This is a genomic window from Maribacter flavus, assembly GCF_008386635.1.
Taxonomy (GTDB): domain Bacteria; phylum Bacteroidota; class Bacteroidia; order Flavobacteriales; family Flavobacteriaceae; genus Maribacter; species Maribacter flavus.
Genome location: NZ_VUOE01000003.1, coordinates 210109 through 226260, shown reverse-complemented (window position 1 = coordinate 226260; position 16152 = coordinate 210109). Strand labels below are relative to the sequence as shown.

The following is a 16152-nucleotide window of genomic DNA, read 5'->3' as shown; positions in this document are numbered from 1 at the left end:
TAGTTATTCTATTTTTCTACCGTTTCGAATTTTGGCCCTCCGGATACTTTTTCCTGTAACCACTGAAAGAAAATGAACAAGGTGGGAATAACGAAGACACCCACTACGGTACCAATGAACAAACCTCCTACGGCACCAGTACCAATAGACCTATTTCCTTCTGCCCCTACTCCACCTGCGAGCGCCAAGGGCATTAATCCCAATATGAAGGCAAAGGAGGTCATCAAAATTGGACGTAGTCTTGATTCTGCACCTTCCACGGCAGCGTCTAGGATTGATAACCCATGCTTTCTTCGCTGCAGGGCAAATTCCACAATTAAAATCGCGTTCTTGGCAAGAAGACCTACTAACATGATTAAGGCGATTTGGAAGTATATATTATTTTGCAGTCCCGCCAATTGTGTAGTGAAATAGGCCCCAAAAACACCTAAGGGTAACGAAAGCAATACAGAAAAAGGTATTAGATAACTTTCATATTGCGCCGCAAGCAGGAAATACACGAACACCAGTGACAATAGAAAAATAGTCGTGGTCTGGTCTCCAGCATTCACTTCTTCACGTGTCAGGCCAGAATACGCAATTGAAAACGTTGTTGGTAAGGATTGGGCCACTTCTTCCACGGCCTTTATAGCATCTCCCGAGCTATATCCTGGATTCGTGGCGGCCGTAATTTTCGTGGAGTTGAACAAATTAAACCGTGTTACGGATTGTGGTCCATACACCCTTTCCAAACTGATAAATTCCGTAATGGGGGTCATGACACCTTCGGAAGTTCTTACGAACATTTGGTCCAGATTGTCGCGATCGGCCCTATCCTCTGGAAGCGCCTGAACATACACACGGTACTGTTTACCAAAACGGGAAAAATCCGCAGCAAAGATACTCCCGATATACCCCTGTAGGGTAGCAAAAATACTACTTATGGATACCCCAAGTTCCTTGGCCCTTGGCACGTTTATTTCCAGCTCATACTGTGGATATCCCGTATCAAATGAGGATTGTGCATATTGAATCTCCGGCCTTTGGGTCAAGCTGGAAATAAATTCCTTGTTCACTTTATCCAAATCCGTAAAAGAACCACTGGCGCGATCTAATAAATTAACCTCTACACCCGAAGAACGTCCAAAACCCGGAATACTTGGAGGGGCAAAGAATACTATATTGGCTTCAGGAATCGTTGCCGCCGCTCCAAACATTTTTGCCGTTATGGCTTCCATAGACAAGGTATCTGCTCCCCGCTCGTCCCAATCCTTAAGACGAACAAAACCTAGACCATAATTACTGCCTGCACCACCCAAAAAGCTACGCCCCTCAATAACGGACCCATCCAAAACCCCTGGTATCTGCTTGATTTTAGAATACAACTCTTCGTTGACCTCATGGGTTCTGTCAATGGAGGAACCCGGGGGAAGCTCAATGTTCATAAATACGATACCACGATCTTCATCGGGAACAAAACCAGTCCTGACCATACTTGATGACCACCAGATACCAACAAAGGCCAGGACAAGAATAAATACGGTTACCCACTTATGTTTGTACAGAAAATGAACGGAACGGCCATATTTCTGGGTAGTAGCCCTAAAAGCGCTATTAAACGCATCGAAGAATCGCTCTTTAAAATTTTTCTTTTTTCCTTCATCCTTCTCCGTATGCGGCTTTAAGAACAATGCACAAAGTGCCGGGCTCAAGGTAAGCGCATTAATTGCAGAAATAATGATAGCCACAATCAAGGTTACACCAAATTGCTCATAAAATACCCCTGTAGGTCCCGTAACAAACGTTACTGGTATAAATACGGCCGCCATGACCAGAGTGATGGATATAATCGCTCCCGATATTTCGTTCATAGCCGTTATTGTTGCCTGCTTGGCATCCTTGGCTCCCTTATCCAATTTGGCGTGTACTGCTTCCACAACAACAATGGCGTCATCCACCACAATACCAATTGCCAATACCAAGGCAAACAAAGTCAACAAGTTGATGGAATAACCAAAAAGATTCAAGAAGAAAAATGTTCCAATTATGGAAACAGGAACGGCTATGGCAGGAATGAGGGTAGACCTAAAGTCCTGTAGAAAAATAAAAACGACGAGGAATACCAACAAAAAGGCCTCTACCAAGGTACTGGCCACCTTTTTTATAGAAGCGTTCAAGAAATTGTTGGTGTTATACGGTACAAAAATGTTGATACCAGCCGGGAGGTCTTCCTTAATTAGTTCTAGCCTATTTTCAATTTCAAGAATTATTTCCCTGGCATTAGATCCTTTGGTTTGATAGATTCCCATATTTACTGCCGGATAGCCTGACGTCATAGAGCTTGCCGCATACGATTGGGCACCTAATTCTATTTCGGCAATATCTTCAAGCCTCAGAAAACGTCCATTATCCAAAGCCTTTACCACAATATTACTGTACTGTTCCTGCGTTTTAAACCTTCCTCCATATTTTATTACATAGCTAAAGGCCTCTCCGTCGTTTTCACCTAGGGAGCCTGCTGCAGCTTCTAAACTCTGTTCGTTCAAGACGGCTACCACATCCGAAGGTATTAATCCATAGGCCGCTAATTTTTCGGGCTGCAACCAAATTCGCATGGCATAATCCTTGGAGCCAAATACATTGACATTACCAACACCATTTACCCTCTGAATCTCAGGAATTACATTTATTTTAAGGTAATTCTGCACAAAGGTTTCATCATAATCCGGATTGGTACTATAAAAAGACATAAACATCAGCGCACTGGTCTGTTGTTTTTGTGTAGTAACACCTGTCTGTATAACGGCCTGTGGTAGAAGTGAATTGGCCCTAGCTACCCGGTTTTGAACGTTTACCGCCGCGATATCGGGACTTACATCTTGGTCAAAAAATACGTCAATAGTGGCAGTACCGCTATTGGTGGCCGTGGATGTAAGATAGGTCATCCCTTCCACACCGTTAATTTGTTCCTCCAAGGGAATAATTACACTTTCCAAAATAGTCTCGGCATTCGCACCGGGATAGTTGGCACTCACGCTAATAGTAGGAGGCGCAATATCCGGATATTGGGTAATGGGCAGTGACGTAAGACCCAGTAATCCCAAGATGACGATTATAATCGAAATTACGGTTGAAAGTACTGGCCGTTCAATAAACTTTTTTAGCATATTCTAATGTGTTATCCGAAGTTCTACTATTATCTGAATAAAATTTTAATGGGCTTTGCAACGCTATCGAAGGCAACGGATTTTGGAATAATTTTGGTATCCCCCCTTAATTTGTCAATCCCTAGACCCACAATTTTATCACCTTCTTCGATACCGCTTTCCACCATGTAGAGATTATCCACCTCGTTAATAACAGCAATACTTTTGGATACGGCCATACTATCTGAATGGACCTGGTATACATATACACTGCCCTGTCTGTCAAAAGTGCTTTCCTTGGGAACTACCACAACATTCTCAAACTTTTTGGGTATTCTGATCTTAGCGCTGTTACCATTGGTCAAAATCCTTGAAGGGTTGTCAAATTTGGCCCTAAAGGTGATAGCACCCGTAGCGGCGTCCACTTGTGAATTTATGGTCTCGATTTTCCCTTTTTGATCATATACCCTTCCATTGGCGAGAATTAATTCAACTTCGGGTAAGTTCTGTATCTTTTCGTTTATGGTGTTGCCTTTCGTATCCTGAATAAAATTCAGATAATCCTTTTCGTTCATGGAGAAATAAGCATACACTTTACTGATATCCGCAACAATAGTAAGAGGCTGATCGTTGTTTGGACTGACCAAAGCTCCTCTTCTAAATCTGATGGACCCTACAAAACCATCAACTGGACTTTTAATACTCCCGTAGTTGATGTTGGCATTGATGGAATTATACGTGCTCTTTGCCTGTTGCAACTTTGCCTTTGCAGTTTCCAGCTGCACACTGCTGATAATATTCTTTTCAACCAAAGGTTTTAATTTATCCACTTCCACTTGAGCGGCATTGACGTTTGCCAAAGCAGCAGCGGCATCCTGACTTAGGGATTGGGTTTCCAATTTAAAAAGGGTCTCTCCTTTTTTTACCTGTTCCCCCTCATCCACCAAAACATCCGTAATATAACCTGAGATTTTGGCCCTAACCTCACTATTAACAATGCCCTCAATACTTGCCGGATAGGTAGTAAAAGAAGTGACATCCTTGGTGGGTATTTCTATTACCTGAAATGAAGGGGCTGCGGATTGATTACCCGAATTTTCATTGGTTTTACCTCCACAGGAAATTAAGATCAGAGTCGAAATTACAAATAGGAGCGTGTAGATTTTCTTCATTTTGAATAACTAAATAGTTTTTAATTTTGTTCTTTGAAATCCCTTATTCGTTGTAAGGTCTGTTCAATATTCAATTTTTCCTGCTCTAGGAAGTCGTGGAATATATTTCCGATATACCCCTTTTTTCTATAATTTTCAGGATTGTTCTCCTGATTGAACTTATTTACTTTTTGGGTAAGTTCTAGATCAGAAATTATCGTTTCAAACCGCTCTTTTAGCATGTTTTGCAAAAAACTACCAGAACTCCTAAAATATCTTTTCCGCTTACCGGGCCGTGTATAGTATTCCAAGTACTTTAATTGCAACAGGAGATTTAAATTTGTGGAAACAGAACTTTTACTGGCCTGGGTAATCTCCATGAGCTCTTCAAAAGAAAAGCCCTCTTGAGAGGATAAAACCATTATCGCATAGATTCGGGCGGCCAATGGTGGCAAATTGTGGCGCCTTTCAAAATAAAGCCCCAATTCCTCTATCAACATTCGTTTATGTTCTGAGCATAGCCCCATAGTACAAATTCTGTAACAAAGCTACTTTACAGTTCGTTTTGTTCCGAACTAACTATAATAAAATTTCGTTAATTTTTTAAAATTAGAATCGAGAGAATTGAATGATATTTGTGGAATACCAACAAAAAATCCAGATTCATTTAAATGAATCTGGATTTAATTAGTGACCGCGGAGGGATTGGTTGCGCCTTTCCAACAAAGCTCCGCTTTGAAAATAGTCCAAACAAAAAAACGCTCAAGCGGAATAAAATCAAAATGAAGAACCATATCGGGATTGGCTGCGCCTTTCCCTCAAAGCTCCGCTTTGAAAATAGTCCAAACAAAAAAAACGCTCAAGCAAGCTTGGCGTTTTTTCCTTTTGAACTATTTATTCGTGACCGCGGAGGGATTCAAACCCCCAACCCTCAGAGCCGAAATCTGATGCGCTATTCAGTTGCGCCACGCGGCCTTATTTAATAATATGAGTGAAAAACTCAAATTTACCGTTACAATATTCAATTCACAAATCCGATGCTGAATTCTCCCGATAGCTGTCGGGAGCGCCACTTGGTCATTATATTATGAACTAAGAGCTTAATATTTGTTTTACGATGGCTGATATGGTCTTACCATCCGCCTGACCGGCCAACTCCTTGGACACGATTCCCATTACCTTGCCCATGTCCTTCATGCCAGAAGCACCTGTGGCATCAATGGTCTGGACCACAACTTTTTCAATTTCTTCCTCAGTAAGCTGTTCTGGCAAGAACTGCACGATTACGGCAGCCTGGGCCAACTCCGGTTCCGCCAAATCCTGTCTTCCTTGTTCCACAAAAATAGCGGCACTGTCCTTCCGTTGCTTAACCAATTTCTGCAGCAACTTTATTTCATCCTCTTCGCTTAATTCCTTTCCTGAGCCGCTGGTACTTTCCAACAAAAGAGCGGATTTGATGGCCCTTAAAGACTCCAAGGCCACCGTGTCCTTGGCCTTCATCGCGACCTTCATTTGCTCCATTACTTTTGCCTGTAAACTCATCGTTTGTGGTTTTTGGATTGCAAAGATAAATAATAAACCCGAAAACAAAATTTGTTTTCGGGTTCAAATAGATATCGAAATAACACTAATCTACATTATCGTGCAAGAACGAATTATTGGACCGCAATTGAATCTCATCGTTACTATCGTCACTTAAGGTCGTTCTTGAAATTTTTTTTTCCCTAGGGTTTTCGTTCAAATTAACGCCCTGCCTCTTATAGGCAGGCTCTTTCTCAATTTCATCAATATTGCTCAAGCTGTTTTTGAACTTGTAATTGAAATCCTTTAACTTTCTCCTTCGTTCGTCCGCACGCTGTCTAAGCAATTCCTCAATTGGGGTCTCCATGGGATCTATAGAGGTTTCATCCCTATTATGTTCCTTTGGGGCAACCGTTCTTTTTTCAAAAACCAGTTCGTCCTCTATAATTTTGGGCTCAAATTCCTCTGCTTTGGATTTGGCCCCGGTTAACCTATTCTCCAATTCCATATAATCGTCCAAACTGTATCGAGTCTCTCCTTTTTTATTGTACTCCAAAACAGGGATTATCTCCACGCTATCGTTTACGTCCAAATCCTTGATTTCATCATCCAAGTTAAAGACTACAACATTGTCCTTTTCATCATCCTCCAAGGGCATTTCAAAACTCATGGCAAATTGGTCCTCTTCTTCCCTTTCGTACCTTAAAACTTCAGGCTCTACCACTTCGATATCCCTAATTTTGGCCGTTGCATCTATAATTACAAAATCATCCTCGGACAAAGATTCGGCAATTACCTCGTCATAGAAGACGTTAAAATTCCGGATATAATTGGTAGTAGGAATCAAGTCAAAATCGCCCGAATCCAAAAACTGATAGCGCTCCTGGGGTTTTTCAATCACCTCCTCTTCCTCTTCAACTTCCAAGGTATGGACAGTACGTTTTGTAGTTAAGAGTTCAGCTTCCGCCTTTTGGTTGTCCTCCAATGTATGGATGATTTTTTTTGACTCGGTGTTTACGATATCATCCTGTTGTTCCACGTTAAATCCCGTGGCGATAACGGTAACCGCGATAGATTCGCCCAAGGACTCGTCCTCACCAACACCCATAATGATATTGGCACCATAACCCGCTTCAATTTGAATGTGATCGTTAATTTCCCCAATTTCGTCAATCGTAATTTCCTGCGCCCCGGAAACAATAAGCAACAATACGTTCTTGGCACCGGTAATCTTGTTATCGTTCAATAATGGGGAATCCAATGCCTTCATAATGGCCTCGTTCGCCCTTGAGGAACCTGAAGCTATGGCTGAACCCATGATTGCTGTTCCGCTATTGGAAAGAACGGTCTTGGCATCGCGCAAGTCGATGTTTTGTGTATAATGATGTGTTATCACCTCCGCAATTCCCCTAGCGGCGGTTGCCAAAACCTCATCGGCCTTTGAAAAACCGGCCTTAAACCCAAGATTTCCATAGACTTCCCGTAATTTATTATTGTTGATAACAATCAAGGAATCTACATTCTTCCGCAACTTTTCTATACCCTGATGGGCTTGATCACAACGCATTTTACCTTCAAACTGGAACGGCATGGTAACAATACCCACCGTTAGTATATCCATTTCCTTGGCAAACTTGGCAATTACGGGAGCAGCACCAGTTCCTGTTCCCCCGCCCATACCAGCGGTAATGAAAATCATTTTTGTCGTACGGTCCAGCATTCCTTTGATATCTTCCATGCTCTCCATAGCGGCCTGCTCACCGATTTCCGGATTGGCACCAGCTCCCAATCCCTCCGTCAGTGATACCCCCAATTGAATCTTGTTGGGTACCGGACTATTGTCCAAGGCCTGTGCATCCGTATTGCAGATGACGAAATCTACCCCGTTGATACCGGCCTGGAACATGTGGTTTATGGCATTACTGCCCCCGCCACCCACTCCAATGACCTTTATGACATTGCTTTGATTTTTTGGAAGATCAAAAGAGATACTATCAAATTCGTTGTGATTACTCATACTATTATTATTACTGGTTATTATGCGCTTATTCTAGTTCTTATTCGGCGTTATCCAAAAAATCCTTCAACTTTTCGGACCATCGGTCAAAAACGGATTTCCGCTCCTTCATAGGTTGATTCACCTTAACCTCTTCTTCAAAACCGGCCATGACAGGTTCCTCCTCCTTCTTGATCTTATTTTTATTGATGGCCGACTTCCTTTCTTCCTTCCTAATGGCGTTCATTAACAAACCTACGGCCGTGGCGTAAAGTGGACTGGCCACTTCCTCGTCTGAATCCCCTGCCAAATGCTCGTTGGGGTAGCCTATACGGGTATCCATTCCCGTAATATATTCCACCAACTGCTTTAAGTGCTTCAATTGACTTCCACCTCCAGTGAGTACGATGCCCGCAATCAATTTCTTCTTTTGTTCGTCATGTCCATAGTTCTTGATCTCTACATATACCTGCTCTATAATTTCGACCACTCTGGCATGTATGATTTTGGAAAGGTTCTTTAAGGTGATTTCCTTAGGTTCACGGCCCCTCAAACCTTGTATGGATACGATTTCATTGTCCTTGTTCTCCCCGGGCCAAGCGGAACCAAAACGTACCTTAAGACTTTCGGCCTGTTTTTCTATGATGGAGCAGCCTTCCTTAATATCCTCGGTTATAACGCCGCCACCAAAAGGAATTACGGCCGTATGACGGATAATACCATCTTTAAAAATGGCCAGATCTGTAGTTCCGCCCCCTATATCGATCAAAGCTACTCCCGCTTCCTTCTCTTCCATGCTCAACACGGCATCGGCAGATGCCAGTGGCTCCAGGGTAATGTTCCCCAAGTCCAATCCGGCACTTTTGATACAACGGCCTACGTTCTTGATAGAGGAAACCTGGCCCACCACAACATGGAAATTGGCCTCCAGCCTGCCCCCGTACATTCCGATAGGCTCTTTTATTTCGGCCTGGCCATCCACCTTATACTCCTGTGGCAATACATGAATGATTTCTTCCCCGGGGAGCATAATCAGTTTATAGACCTGATTGACCAAGGAATCCAAATCGTCCTCATTGATAACTTCCTCTGAATCCTTTCTGGTAATATAGTCACTGTGCTGCAGGCTTCTAATGTGCTGACCGGCAATCCCTACCACAACGGAACCTATTTTTAGTCCGGAATTGGTTTCGGCCTGTTCCACGGCCTGCTGTATGGATTTTATCGTTTGCGTGATATTGTTAACAACGCCCCTGTGCACCCCGAGACTTTTGGATTTACCGATTCCCAAAATCTCGATTTTGCCGTACTCATTCTTTTTTCCGATGATGGCCACGATCTTAGTGGTCCCTATGTCCAATCCTACCGAATAATTTCCTTGTTCCATGTTGTTATATTTTAGTGCACACTACCTGGTTATTGAATTCCAAACTTACTTCCGCAAAATCCTCCAAGGTATTATCCTTGTTCGCCTTGGCATAAAAGGCCTTAAAATTGCTGAACTTCCCTTCCAAATTTTCAATACCCCCTAAATTCACCACAAACTGGTTCAGCCTAAACTTCAATTGGTAATCATCCTCCGCCTTTATATGAATACCAATCACGTTCTTTCGTAAAAAATCGTCCTTGTTTATAAACTCCAAAATCCTGTACACATCCTCAAGGCTCTTACCCGTTATATTGCCTGTTATAATAGGCACCCTAGCCGAATAATTGGATGAAAACGGCATACGTTTTCCTTCATCATCCAGATAGTACTTTGAATCCCCCTCAATGCGTCCAATGGGTTTGCGTTGAACAATTTTAGACGTCAGCTCACCGTCTATAGTGACATAGACTTGGGCACTTTTCACCATTTCATTGGCCTCAAGGGCCTTTTCTATAGTATTCAAAACTATATTTTCTTTAGGCACATTTTCGAGCCGCCCATAATTTTGTATTAACAATTTATTAACCGCTCCCTCAGTAATATAGAGGTTTTGGTCACCCAGAAATTCCACTCTGGAACGGACTACGTTCTTCTTATTGCTCCTATTGTTAGAAAACGCGTAAAGCCCCATTATTACGAACAATAGCGCAACTATTTTCAATAAGTTCCAATCAATGCGCATACTCCAATTCTTTTGTTACTTTCATAATTTCCAACCCAATATCACCTGCACCCATCATGACGAGCACTTCTGGATTTTGGGCTTTTATTTCCGATACCAAATCCCCTTTTTCCACAACTTTTGTTTGGGCGTTGGTCATCTTTCCCATCAACCAAGCAGCATCAATTCCCTCCATGGGCTCTTCCCTGGCCGGATAAATTTCCAATAGCAAAACACTCGGAAATTTTGATAGACTTTTTGCAAAATCATCCCCAAAATCCTTGGTCCGACTGAACAAATGTGGCTGAAAAATGGCCAAAATCCTTTTGTTGGGATGCATTTCAACAATGGCATCATACACGGCATCTATTTCAGTGGGGTGATGGGCATAATCATCGATGAGGACAAAATCCTCGTTCTTGATACGGTAGGAAAATCGTCTCTGAACACCCTTGAAAGATGCCAAAGCTTCGGCTAGGCGATACGGTGGGGAACCTGCTTGTATCGCCATGGCAAAAGCGACCAAACCGTTCAACAGGTTGTGTCTTCCCGGTTTGTTGAATCGAACCCCGGTAAATGTTCCTTCCGGAGTTCCCAAATCAAAAATGTAGGTACCATGTTCTATTTTTAAATTCCGGATGCAATAATCCGAATCATCCTCTATCCCATAGGTTATGCCGTTTAAAGGCAAACCCTTACGAACAAAAAGCTTTCCTCCAGGCTTTATTCGGGCCACAAAGTCAAGAAACGACTTTTGTAGTTCCTGGGCATTCCCGTAAATATCCAAGTGATCCGCATCCATGGAAGTAATACAGGCCACATTGGGCGACAATCTCAAAAAGGACCGATCGAACTCATCCGCTTCCACCACGGAATACTCGGTTCCCTCTAAAAGAAAATTGCTGTTAAAATCCTCCGAAATACCGCCCAAAAATGCCGTTAACGGAGTTCCCGTTTCACGAAGCAAATGAGCAAGAATGCTTGATGTGGTCGTCTTTCCATGGGTGCCCGCAACGGCGAAACAGAAGGAATCCTTGGTAATCAAACCCAAGACTTCAGAACGCTTTTTGATGACAAAATCGTTCCTTAGAAAATATTGATATTCTGAATGTGTACTTTTTACCGCCGGCGTATACACCACCAAGGTTTCCTCTGGGTTTAGAAACGGTTTGGGAACCAATTCCAAATCATCCTTATAATGCACGGAAATAGCATGGTCGGATAGTTCAATGGTCAGAGGAGTTTCGGTCTTATCGTAACCAGCCACTTCCTTCCCGATAAACTTGAAATACCGGGCCAATGCGGACATACCTATACCTCCGATACCAATGAAGTAAACCCTATGTATATCCTTTATTTCCATGTTGGCTAATTCAACAATTTTTCAATTTCATCACAAATGTCCTTCGTGGCATTGGGCAGTGCCAAAGCCTTTATATTTTTGGAAAGTCGTTCCCGTTTTTCTTCCGATTCGAAAACCGACAAAAACTCTTCTTTAAACTTTTCTTCCAAATCACTTTCCTTAATCATGACGGCGGCATCTTCGGCCACCAAGGCTTGTGAATTTTTTGTCTGATGGTCCTCCGCCACCACAGGTGATGGAATAAAGATGGTAGGCTTTCCTACCAAACATAACTCCGAAACCGCTCCCGCCCCAGATCTGGAAATGATCATATCCGCCGCGGCATAGGCATTTGCCATATCGTTCAAAAAGGCATGTACCTTCACATAATCCGAATTTTTACCTTCGTACATCTTTACATACCCCTTTCCACATTGCCAGATCAACTGAAGGTTCAAGGATTTGAAAAACTCCAGGTTATCCGCAATCAAGGCATTGATTCGCTTGGAGCCCAAACTGCCCCCTAGCACCAAAAGGGTTTTCTTTTGCGTGTTCAAACCAAAAAATCGTAACGCATCAGACCTATCCTCCTGTATGGAAATTAAATCGGCCCTTACGGGATTTCCGGTTTTCACGATTTTATCGGCAGGAAAAAATCGTTCCATACCATCGTAGGCCACACAAATCTTGGCCACCTTGTCCTTAAGTAGTTTGTTCGTGATTCCGGCAAAGGAGTTTTGTTCCTGTAGTACACAAGGTATTCCGCTGCTTGTGGCCACTTTCAATAAAGGACCACTGGCAAAACCGCCCGTACCCACTACGGCGTGGGGCTTAAATTTGCTTACTATTTTACGTGCCTTTATCAAACTACTTATCAGTTTTAATGGAAACATTACATTTTTTAGGGTCAGTTTCCGTTGTATCCCCGTTATCCACAATCCCTCAATTTTGTATCCCGCTTGCGGGACCTTCTCCATTTCCATTCGGTCTTTTGCCCCAACAAAAAGGAACTCCGCATTGGGATGTCTTCTTTTAAGTTCGTCGGCAATTGAAATCGCCGGATAAATATGTCCCCCCGTTCCGCCACCGGATATGATAAACCTATAACTGCCCACTCAATACTTCTAAAGGGTTGCTTTCATCAATATCCACGGTACTTTCCGTCGTCTGCTGCATGCTTTTGTTACTGGCACTTAGAATGATGCCTATCGCCAGACAGGTCATCCAACTGGAAGTTCCCCCACTACTGATCAATGGTAAATTTTGACCCGTTACGGGAAACAGCTCCACGGCCACTGCCATATTGATCAAAGCCTGAAAAACTATGGGCAAACCAACACCTAGCACCAACAATTTGCTAAAAATGGTGGTGCAGCCATTGGCGACCACCACGATCCTGAACAACAAAAACAAGTAAAAAAACATAAGGGCAAATCCGCCCAATAGCCCATATTCCTCTACAATAATGGCATAGATAAAATCCGACGAACTCTGGGGAAGGAAATTTTTCTGTACGCTTTTCCCGGCACCTTTGCCCATAACACCGCCCGTAGCGATGGCTATTTTGGCCTTTTCTATCTGATAGTTGGCCTCGGTATCCTCCGGATTGCTAAAACTATCGATACGGCTCATCCAGGTATCGACCCTATTTGGGAACAAATCGGGTGCCGCCTTGGCCACCAAAATGAACAGGGCCAAACAGGCGATGCCCGTTCCAACGATACCCAATAAATATTTTATGGGATATCCCCCCAAAAAGCAAAGCATCAAGACCATAGAAAAAATAATCCCGGCCGTAGAAAAATTTGCGGGCAAGATCAACACCACTACCAAAAAGACCGGCAACCATAAGGTTACAATACTTTCAGAAAAGGTAACCTTTACATCCCGAACCTTGGAAAGATACCGGGCAACATAGATCATCAAAACTACGGCTGCCAAGTTGGAAGGCTGAAACCCGAATCCTACCAAGGGTAAACGAATCCAACGGCTTGCATTGGTTTCCCCCGCTGTAGTCCCCTGGGCCAGCACAAAGATCAAGAGCACGATGACAATGGGCATGGCTATTAAGGAAAGACCCTTGAAAAAATGGGTGGGTATTTTATGTACCCCGTAAATGATACCGAAACCTAAGAACAATAACAAGGCATGCTTCACTAGATGGCCAACCGTTGTGCCATTACCCACTACATAGACCAAATTACTACTGGCACTGTAAACGGGCAAAAACGAAAACAACGCCAAAAGTGCCGCAATGGCCCAAATGGCTTTGTCACCGTTGATATTTTGCAATAGGTTTCGCACGGATTATAGGTTTTTTACACAGTTTTTGAATTGATTGCCCCGATCTTCATAGTTCTGAAAAAGGTCAAAGCTTGCACAGGCTGGGGACAACAATACAGTATCGCCCCTTTCCGCGATTTTATAAGCGACCTTTACAGCTTCCTCCATGGCAAAAGTTTCCACCAATAGGTCCACTACGTTACCAAAGGTTTCCTTTATTTTTTCATTATCGACACCAAGACAGATAATGGCCTTAACCTTCTCCCTCACCAAGGGCATCAACTCCTTGTACTCGTTGCCCTTATCAACACCACCAACAATCCAGACAACGGGAGTTTTTACGCTCTCCAAAGCGTAATACGTGGCATTTACATTGGTAGCCTTGGAATCATTGATATACTGTACATGGTGTATTTTCAATACCTTCTCCAACCTGTGGGGAGCGCCCTGAAAATTAGAAATGCATTCCCGAATGGTTTCTTTACGGATACCCACCAATTTTGCCACCATTGCCGCTGCCATGGTATTCTTTAAGTTATGCTGGCCTTCCAATGCTAAGCTGTCTGTCATCATTTTTATCGTGTCTTCTTGAGTTGTTATTTTAATTTCATTTTCGTCTAAACTGGCCCCTTCCCCTATGGATTGTTTTAGGGAAAAAGGGAGTAATTTGGATTTGATCGGGTGCTTGCTCAGCCAATCACCAATAACTTCATCGTCCTGGTCATAGATGAAATAATCGGCCGACTGCTGGTTTTTTGTAATCAGGAATTTGGAGGCTATATAGTTCTCAAATTTATAATCATAGCGATCCAAATGGTCTGGCGTAATATTCGTTAGGACGGAAATATGGGGTCTAAAATCCCTGATTCCATCCAACTGAAAACTACTGATTTCCAAAACATAATAGTCAAAGGCTTCCTCTGCGACCATTTTCGCAAAGCTGTCCCCAATGTTACCCGCCATTCCCACATTCAAACCGCCATTTTTCAAAATGTGGTAGGTAAGCATTGTGGTGGTAGTTTTGCCGTTACTTCCTGTAATCCCAATAATTGTTGCATCGGTATATCTGGATGCAAATTCGATTTCCGATATCACTGGAACTCCCTTACTGGCAAGCGCCTTTACCAATGGAACGGTATCCGGTATCCCCGGACTCTTCATGACCAAATCGGCCTTTAATAGTTTGTCCTCAGTATGCTTGGATTCTTCCCAATCGATTCCAAAATGTTCAAGAACGTTCTTATACTTTTCCTTTATTTTCCCCTTATCGGAAACAAAAACCTCATAGCCTTTTTGCTTCCCTAAGATGGCCGTACCCACGCCACTTTCTCCACCGCCAAGCACCACCAAAAATGCCATCTATCGTATTTTTAAGGTAACGATTGTGGCCACGGCCAGCATAATCCCAACAATCCAAAAACGGGTTACGATCTTGCTTTCATGGTAGCCTTTCTTCTGGTAATGATGATGCAAAGGGGACATCAAAAAAATACGTCTTCCTTCCCCAAATTTCTTTTTGGTATACTTGAAATAGGCCACCTGCGTCATTACCGATAGGGACTCCGCGAAAAAAATACCGCACAAGACGGGAATCAAGAGTTCCTTTCTAACGATGATGGCGATAACCGCAATCACCCCGCCTATTGTCAAACTTCCCGTATCACCCATAAAAACTTGGGCGGGATAGGTATTGTACCAAAGAAAGCCTACCAAGGCACCAACAAATGCGGTGATGAATATTAGCAACTCTCCTACCCTTGGGATATACATGATATCCAGGTATTCTGAAAAAATGATGTTACCGGAAACCAGGGCGAATACCCCCAATGTAAATACAATAATGGCGGAAGTCCCTGCTGCCAGACCGTCAATACCGTCGGTTAAATTGGCACCGTTTGAAACGGCCGTAACGATCAAGATGATAATAGGAATGAAAATCAACCAGGCGTACTCCTTGGCGCCTTCTCCCATCCAACCAATAAAACTGCCGTAATCGAATTCATTGTTCTTGAAGAAGGGAACCGTGGTCATGGTCGATTTGATTTCCTCACCTCGTACCTCTTCAACCGTAAATTGCTCCGTAATAATGGTCTTATTATGGTCTCGCATGGTAACTGCTGGATGAAAGTATAGTACCGCACCCACAATGAGGCCCAAAACGACCTGACCCATTACCTTAAACCTACCTTTTAAACCTTCCTTGTTCTTTTTGAAAACCTTGATATAGTCATCGATAAAACCGATAACCCCCATCCATACAGTTGTAAAAATCAATAAAATGATGTAGATATTCTCCAATCTGGCAAAAAGTAGCACAGGGATCAAAGTGGCCATGATGATGATGATTCCCCCCATTGTAGGAGTTCCTGCTTTTTGCTTTTGCCCTTCCAAACCTAGGTCTCGGATGGTCTCGCCCACCTGTTGTTTTTGAAGAAAAAGTATGATTTTTTTACCGTAAGCTGTAGCGATTATCAGCGAAAACAAAATGGCCATACCCGCACGAAACGTACTGAACTGGAACAGGCTCGCCCCAGGTAGCTGGTATTGTTTCTCCAAATATTCGAACAGGTAGGTTAACATAATTTATTCAAGTTCAAGCGCAAGTGTCAAGTTCAAAAAGTATCGAATCAACGCTTAACCATTA

General features: G+C 43.0%; 12 protein-coding genes and 1 tRNA gene. All 13 read right to left on the bottom strand.

The annotated features are described in order from the left end of the window. Positions 1 to 8 precede the first annotated feature (8 nt). The 13 genes from F0361_RS17120 to mraY all read right to left on the bottom strand — a co-directional run bounded on the left by F0361_RS17120 (position 9) and on the right by mraY (position 16088). Positions 9 to 3146, bottom strand: a complete 3138-nt coding sequence (locus F0361_RS17120; RefSeq protein WP_154920643.1) for an efflux RND transporter permease subunit — start codon at positions 3144 to 3146, stop codon at positions 9 to 11. 29 nt (positions 3147 to 3175) lie between these two features. After that, entirely contained in the window at positions 3176 to 4297 is a 1122-nt protein-coding gene (locus F0361_RS17115) for an efflux RND transporter periplasmic adaptor subunit (RefSeq protein WP_154920641.1), read from the bottom strand. Between the two features lie 20 nt (positions 4298 to 4317). Beyond that, positions 4318 to 4803: a GbsR/MarR family transcriptional regulator gene (locus tag F0361_RS17110; protein WP_138259348.1), complete on the bottom strand. Its 486-nt coding sequence runs from the start codon at positions 4801 to 4803 to the stop codon at positions 4318 to 4320. Between the two features lie 374 nt (positions 4804 to 5177). Next, positions 5178 to 5251, bottom strand: a tRNA-Arg gene (locus F0361_RS17105). Between the two features lie 117 nt (positions 5252 to 5368). Continuing rightward, positions 5369 to 5818 (bottom strand): GatB/YqeY domain-containing protein, encoded by a 450-nt coding sequence (locus tag F0361_RS17100; protein ID WP_154920639.1) that lies wholly within the window; start codon positions 5816 to 5818, stop codon positions 5369 to 5371. Positions 5819 to 5903: 85 nt separating this feature from the next. Next, positions 5904 to 7814: a cell division protein FtsZ gene (ftsZ, locus tag F0361_RS17095; protein WP_154920637.1), complete on the bottom strand. Its 1911-nt coding sequence runs from the start codon at positions 7812 to 7814 to the stop codon at positions 5904 to 5906. A gap of 40 nt (positions 7815 to 7854) precedes the next feature. After that, positions 7855 to 9180, bottom strand: a complete 1326-nt coding sequence (gene ftsA / locus F0361_RS17090; protein ID WP_138259345.1) for a cell division protein FtsA — start codon at positions 9178 to 9180, stop codon at positions 7855 to 7857. A gap of 4 nt (positions 9181 to 9184) precedes the next feature. Further along, the gene (locus F0361_RS17085) at positions 9185 to 9904 is read right to left on the bottom strand and encodes a cell division protein FtsQ/DivIB (RefSeq protein WP_154920635.1); all 720 of its coding nucleotides are present in this window, start codon (positions 9902 to 9904) and stop codon (positions 9185 to 9187) included. After that, on the bottom strand, positions 9894 to 11246 hold the full coding sequence (murC, locus tag F0361_RS17080; protein ID WP_154920633.1) for a UDP-N-acetylmuramate--L-alanine ligase: 1353 nt from the start codon (positions 11244 to 11246) through the stop codon (positions 9894 to 9896). Before murC ends, F0361_RS17085 begins: the two co-directional genes overlap by 11 nt. Before the next feature lie 5 nt (positions 11247 to 11251). Next, positions 11252 to 12340: an undecaprenyldiphospho-muramoylpentapeptide beta-N-acetylglucosaminyltransferase gene (gene murG, locus F0361_RS17075; RefSeq protein WP_154920631.1), complete on the bottom strand. Its 1089-nt coding sequence runs from the start codon at positions 12338 to 12340 to the stop codon at positions 11252 to 11254. Beyond that, a complete protein-coding gene (locus F0361_RS17070) occupies positions 12327 to 13529 on the bottom strand; it encodes an FtsW/RodA/SpoVE family cell cycle protein (RefSeq protein ID WP_154920629.1) in 1203 nt (400 codons plus the stop codon). Before F0361_RS17070 ends, murG begins: the two co-directional genes overlap by 14 nt. A gap of 3 nt (positions 13530 to 13532) precedes the next feature. After that, complete coding sequence (gene murD, locus F0361_RS17065) at positions 13533 to 14867, bottom strand: UDP-N-acetylmuramoyl-L-alanine--D-glutamate ligase (protein ID WP_154920627.1); 1335 nt, start codon at positions 14865 to 14867, stop codon at positions 13533 to 13535. Further along, entirely contained in the window at positions 14868 to 16088 is a 1221-nt protein-coding gene (gene mraY, locus F0361_RS17060) for a phospho-N-acetylmuramoyl-pentapeptide-transferase (RefSeq protein WP_154920625.1), read from the bottom strand. Positions 16089 to 16152 lie beyond the last annotated feature (64 nt).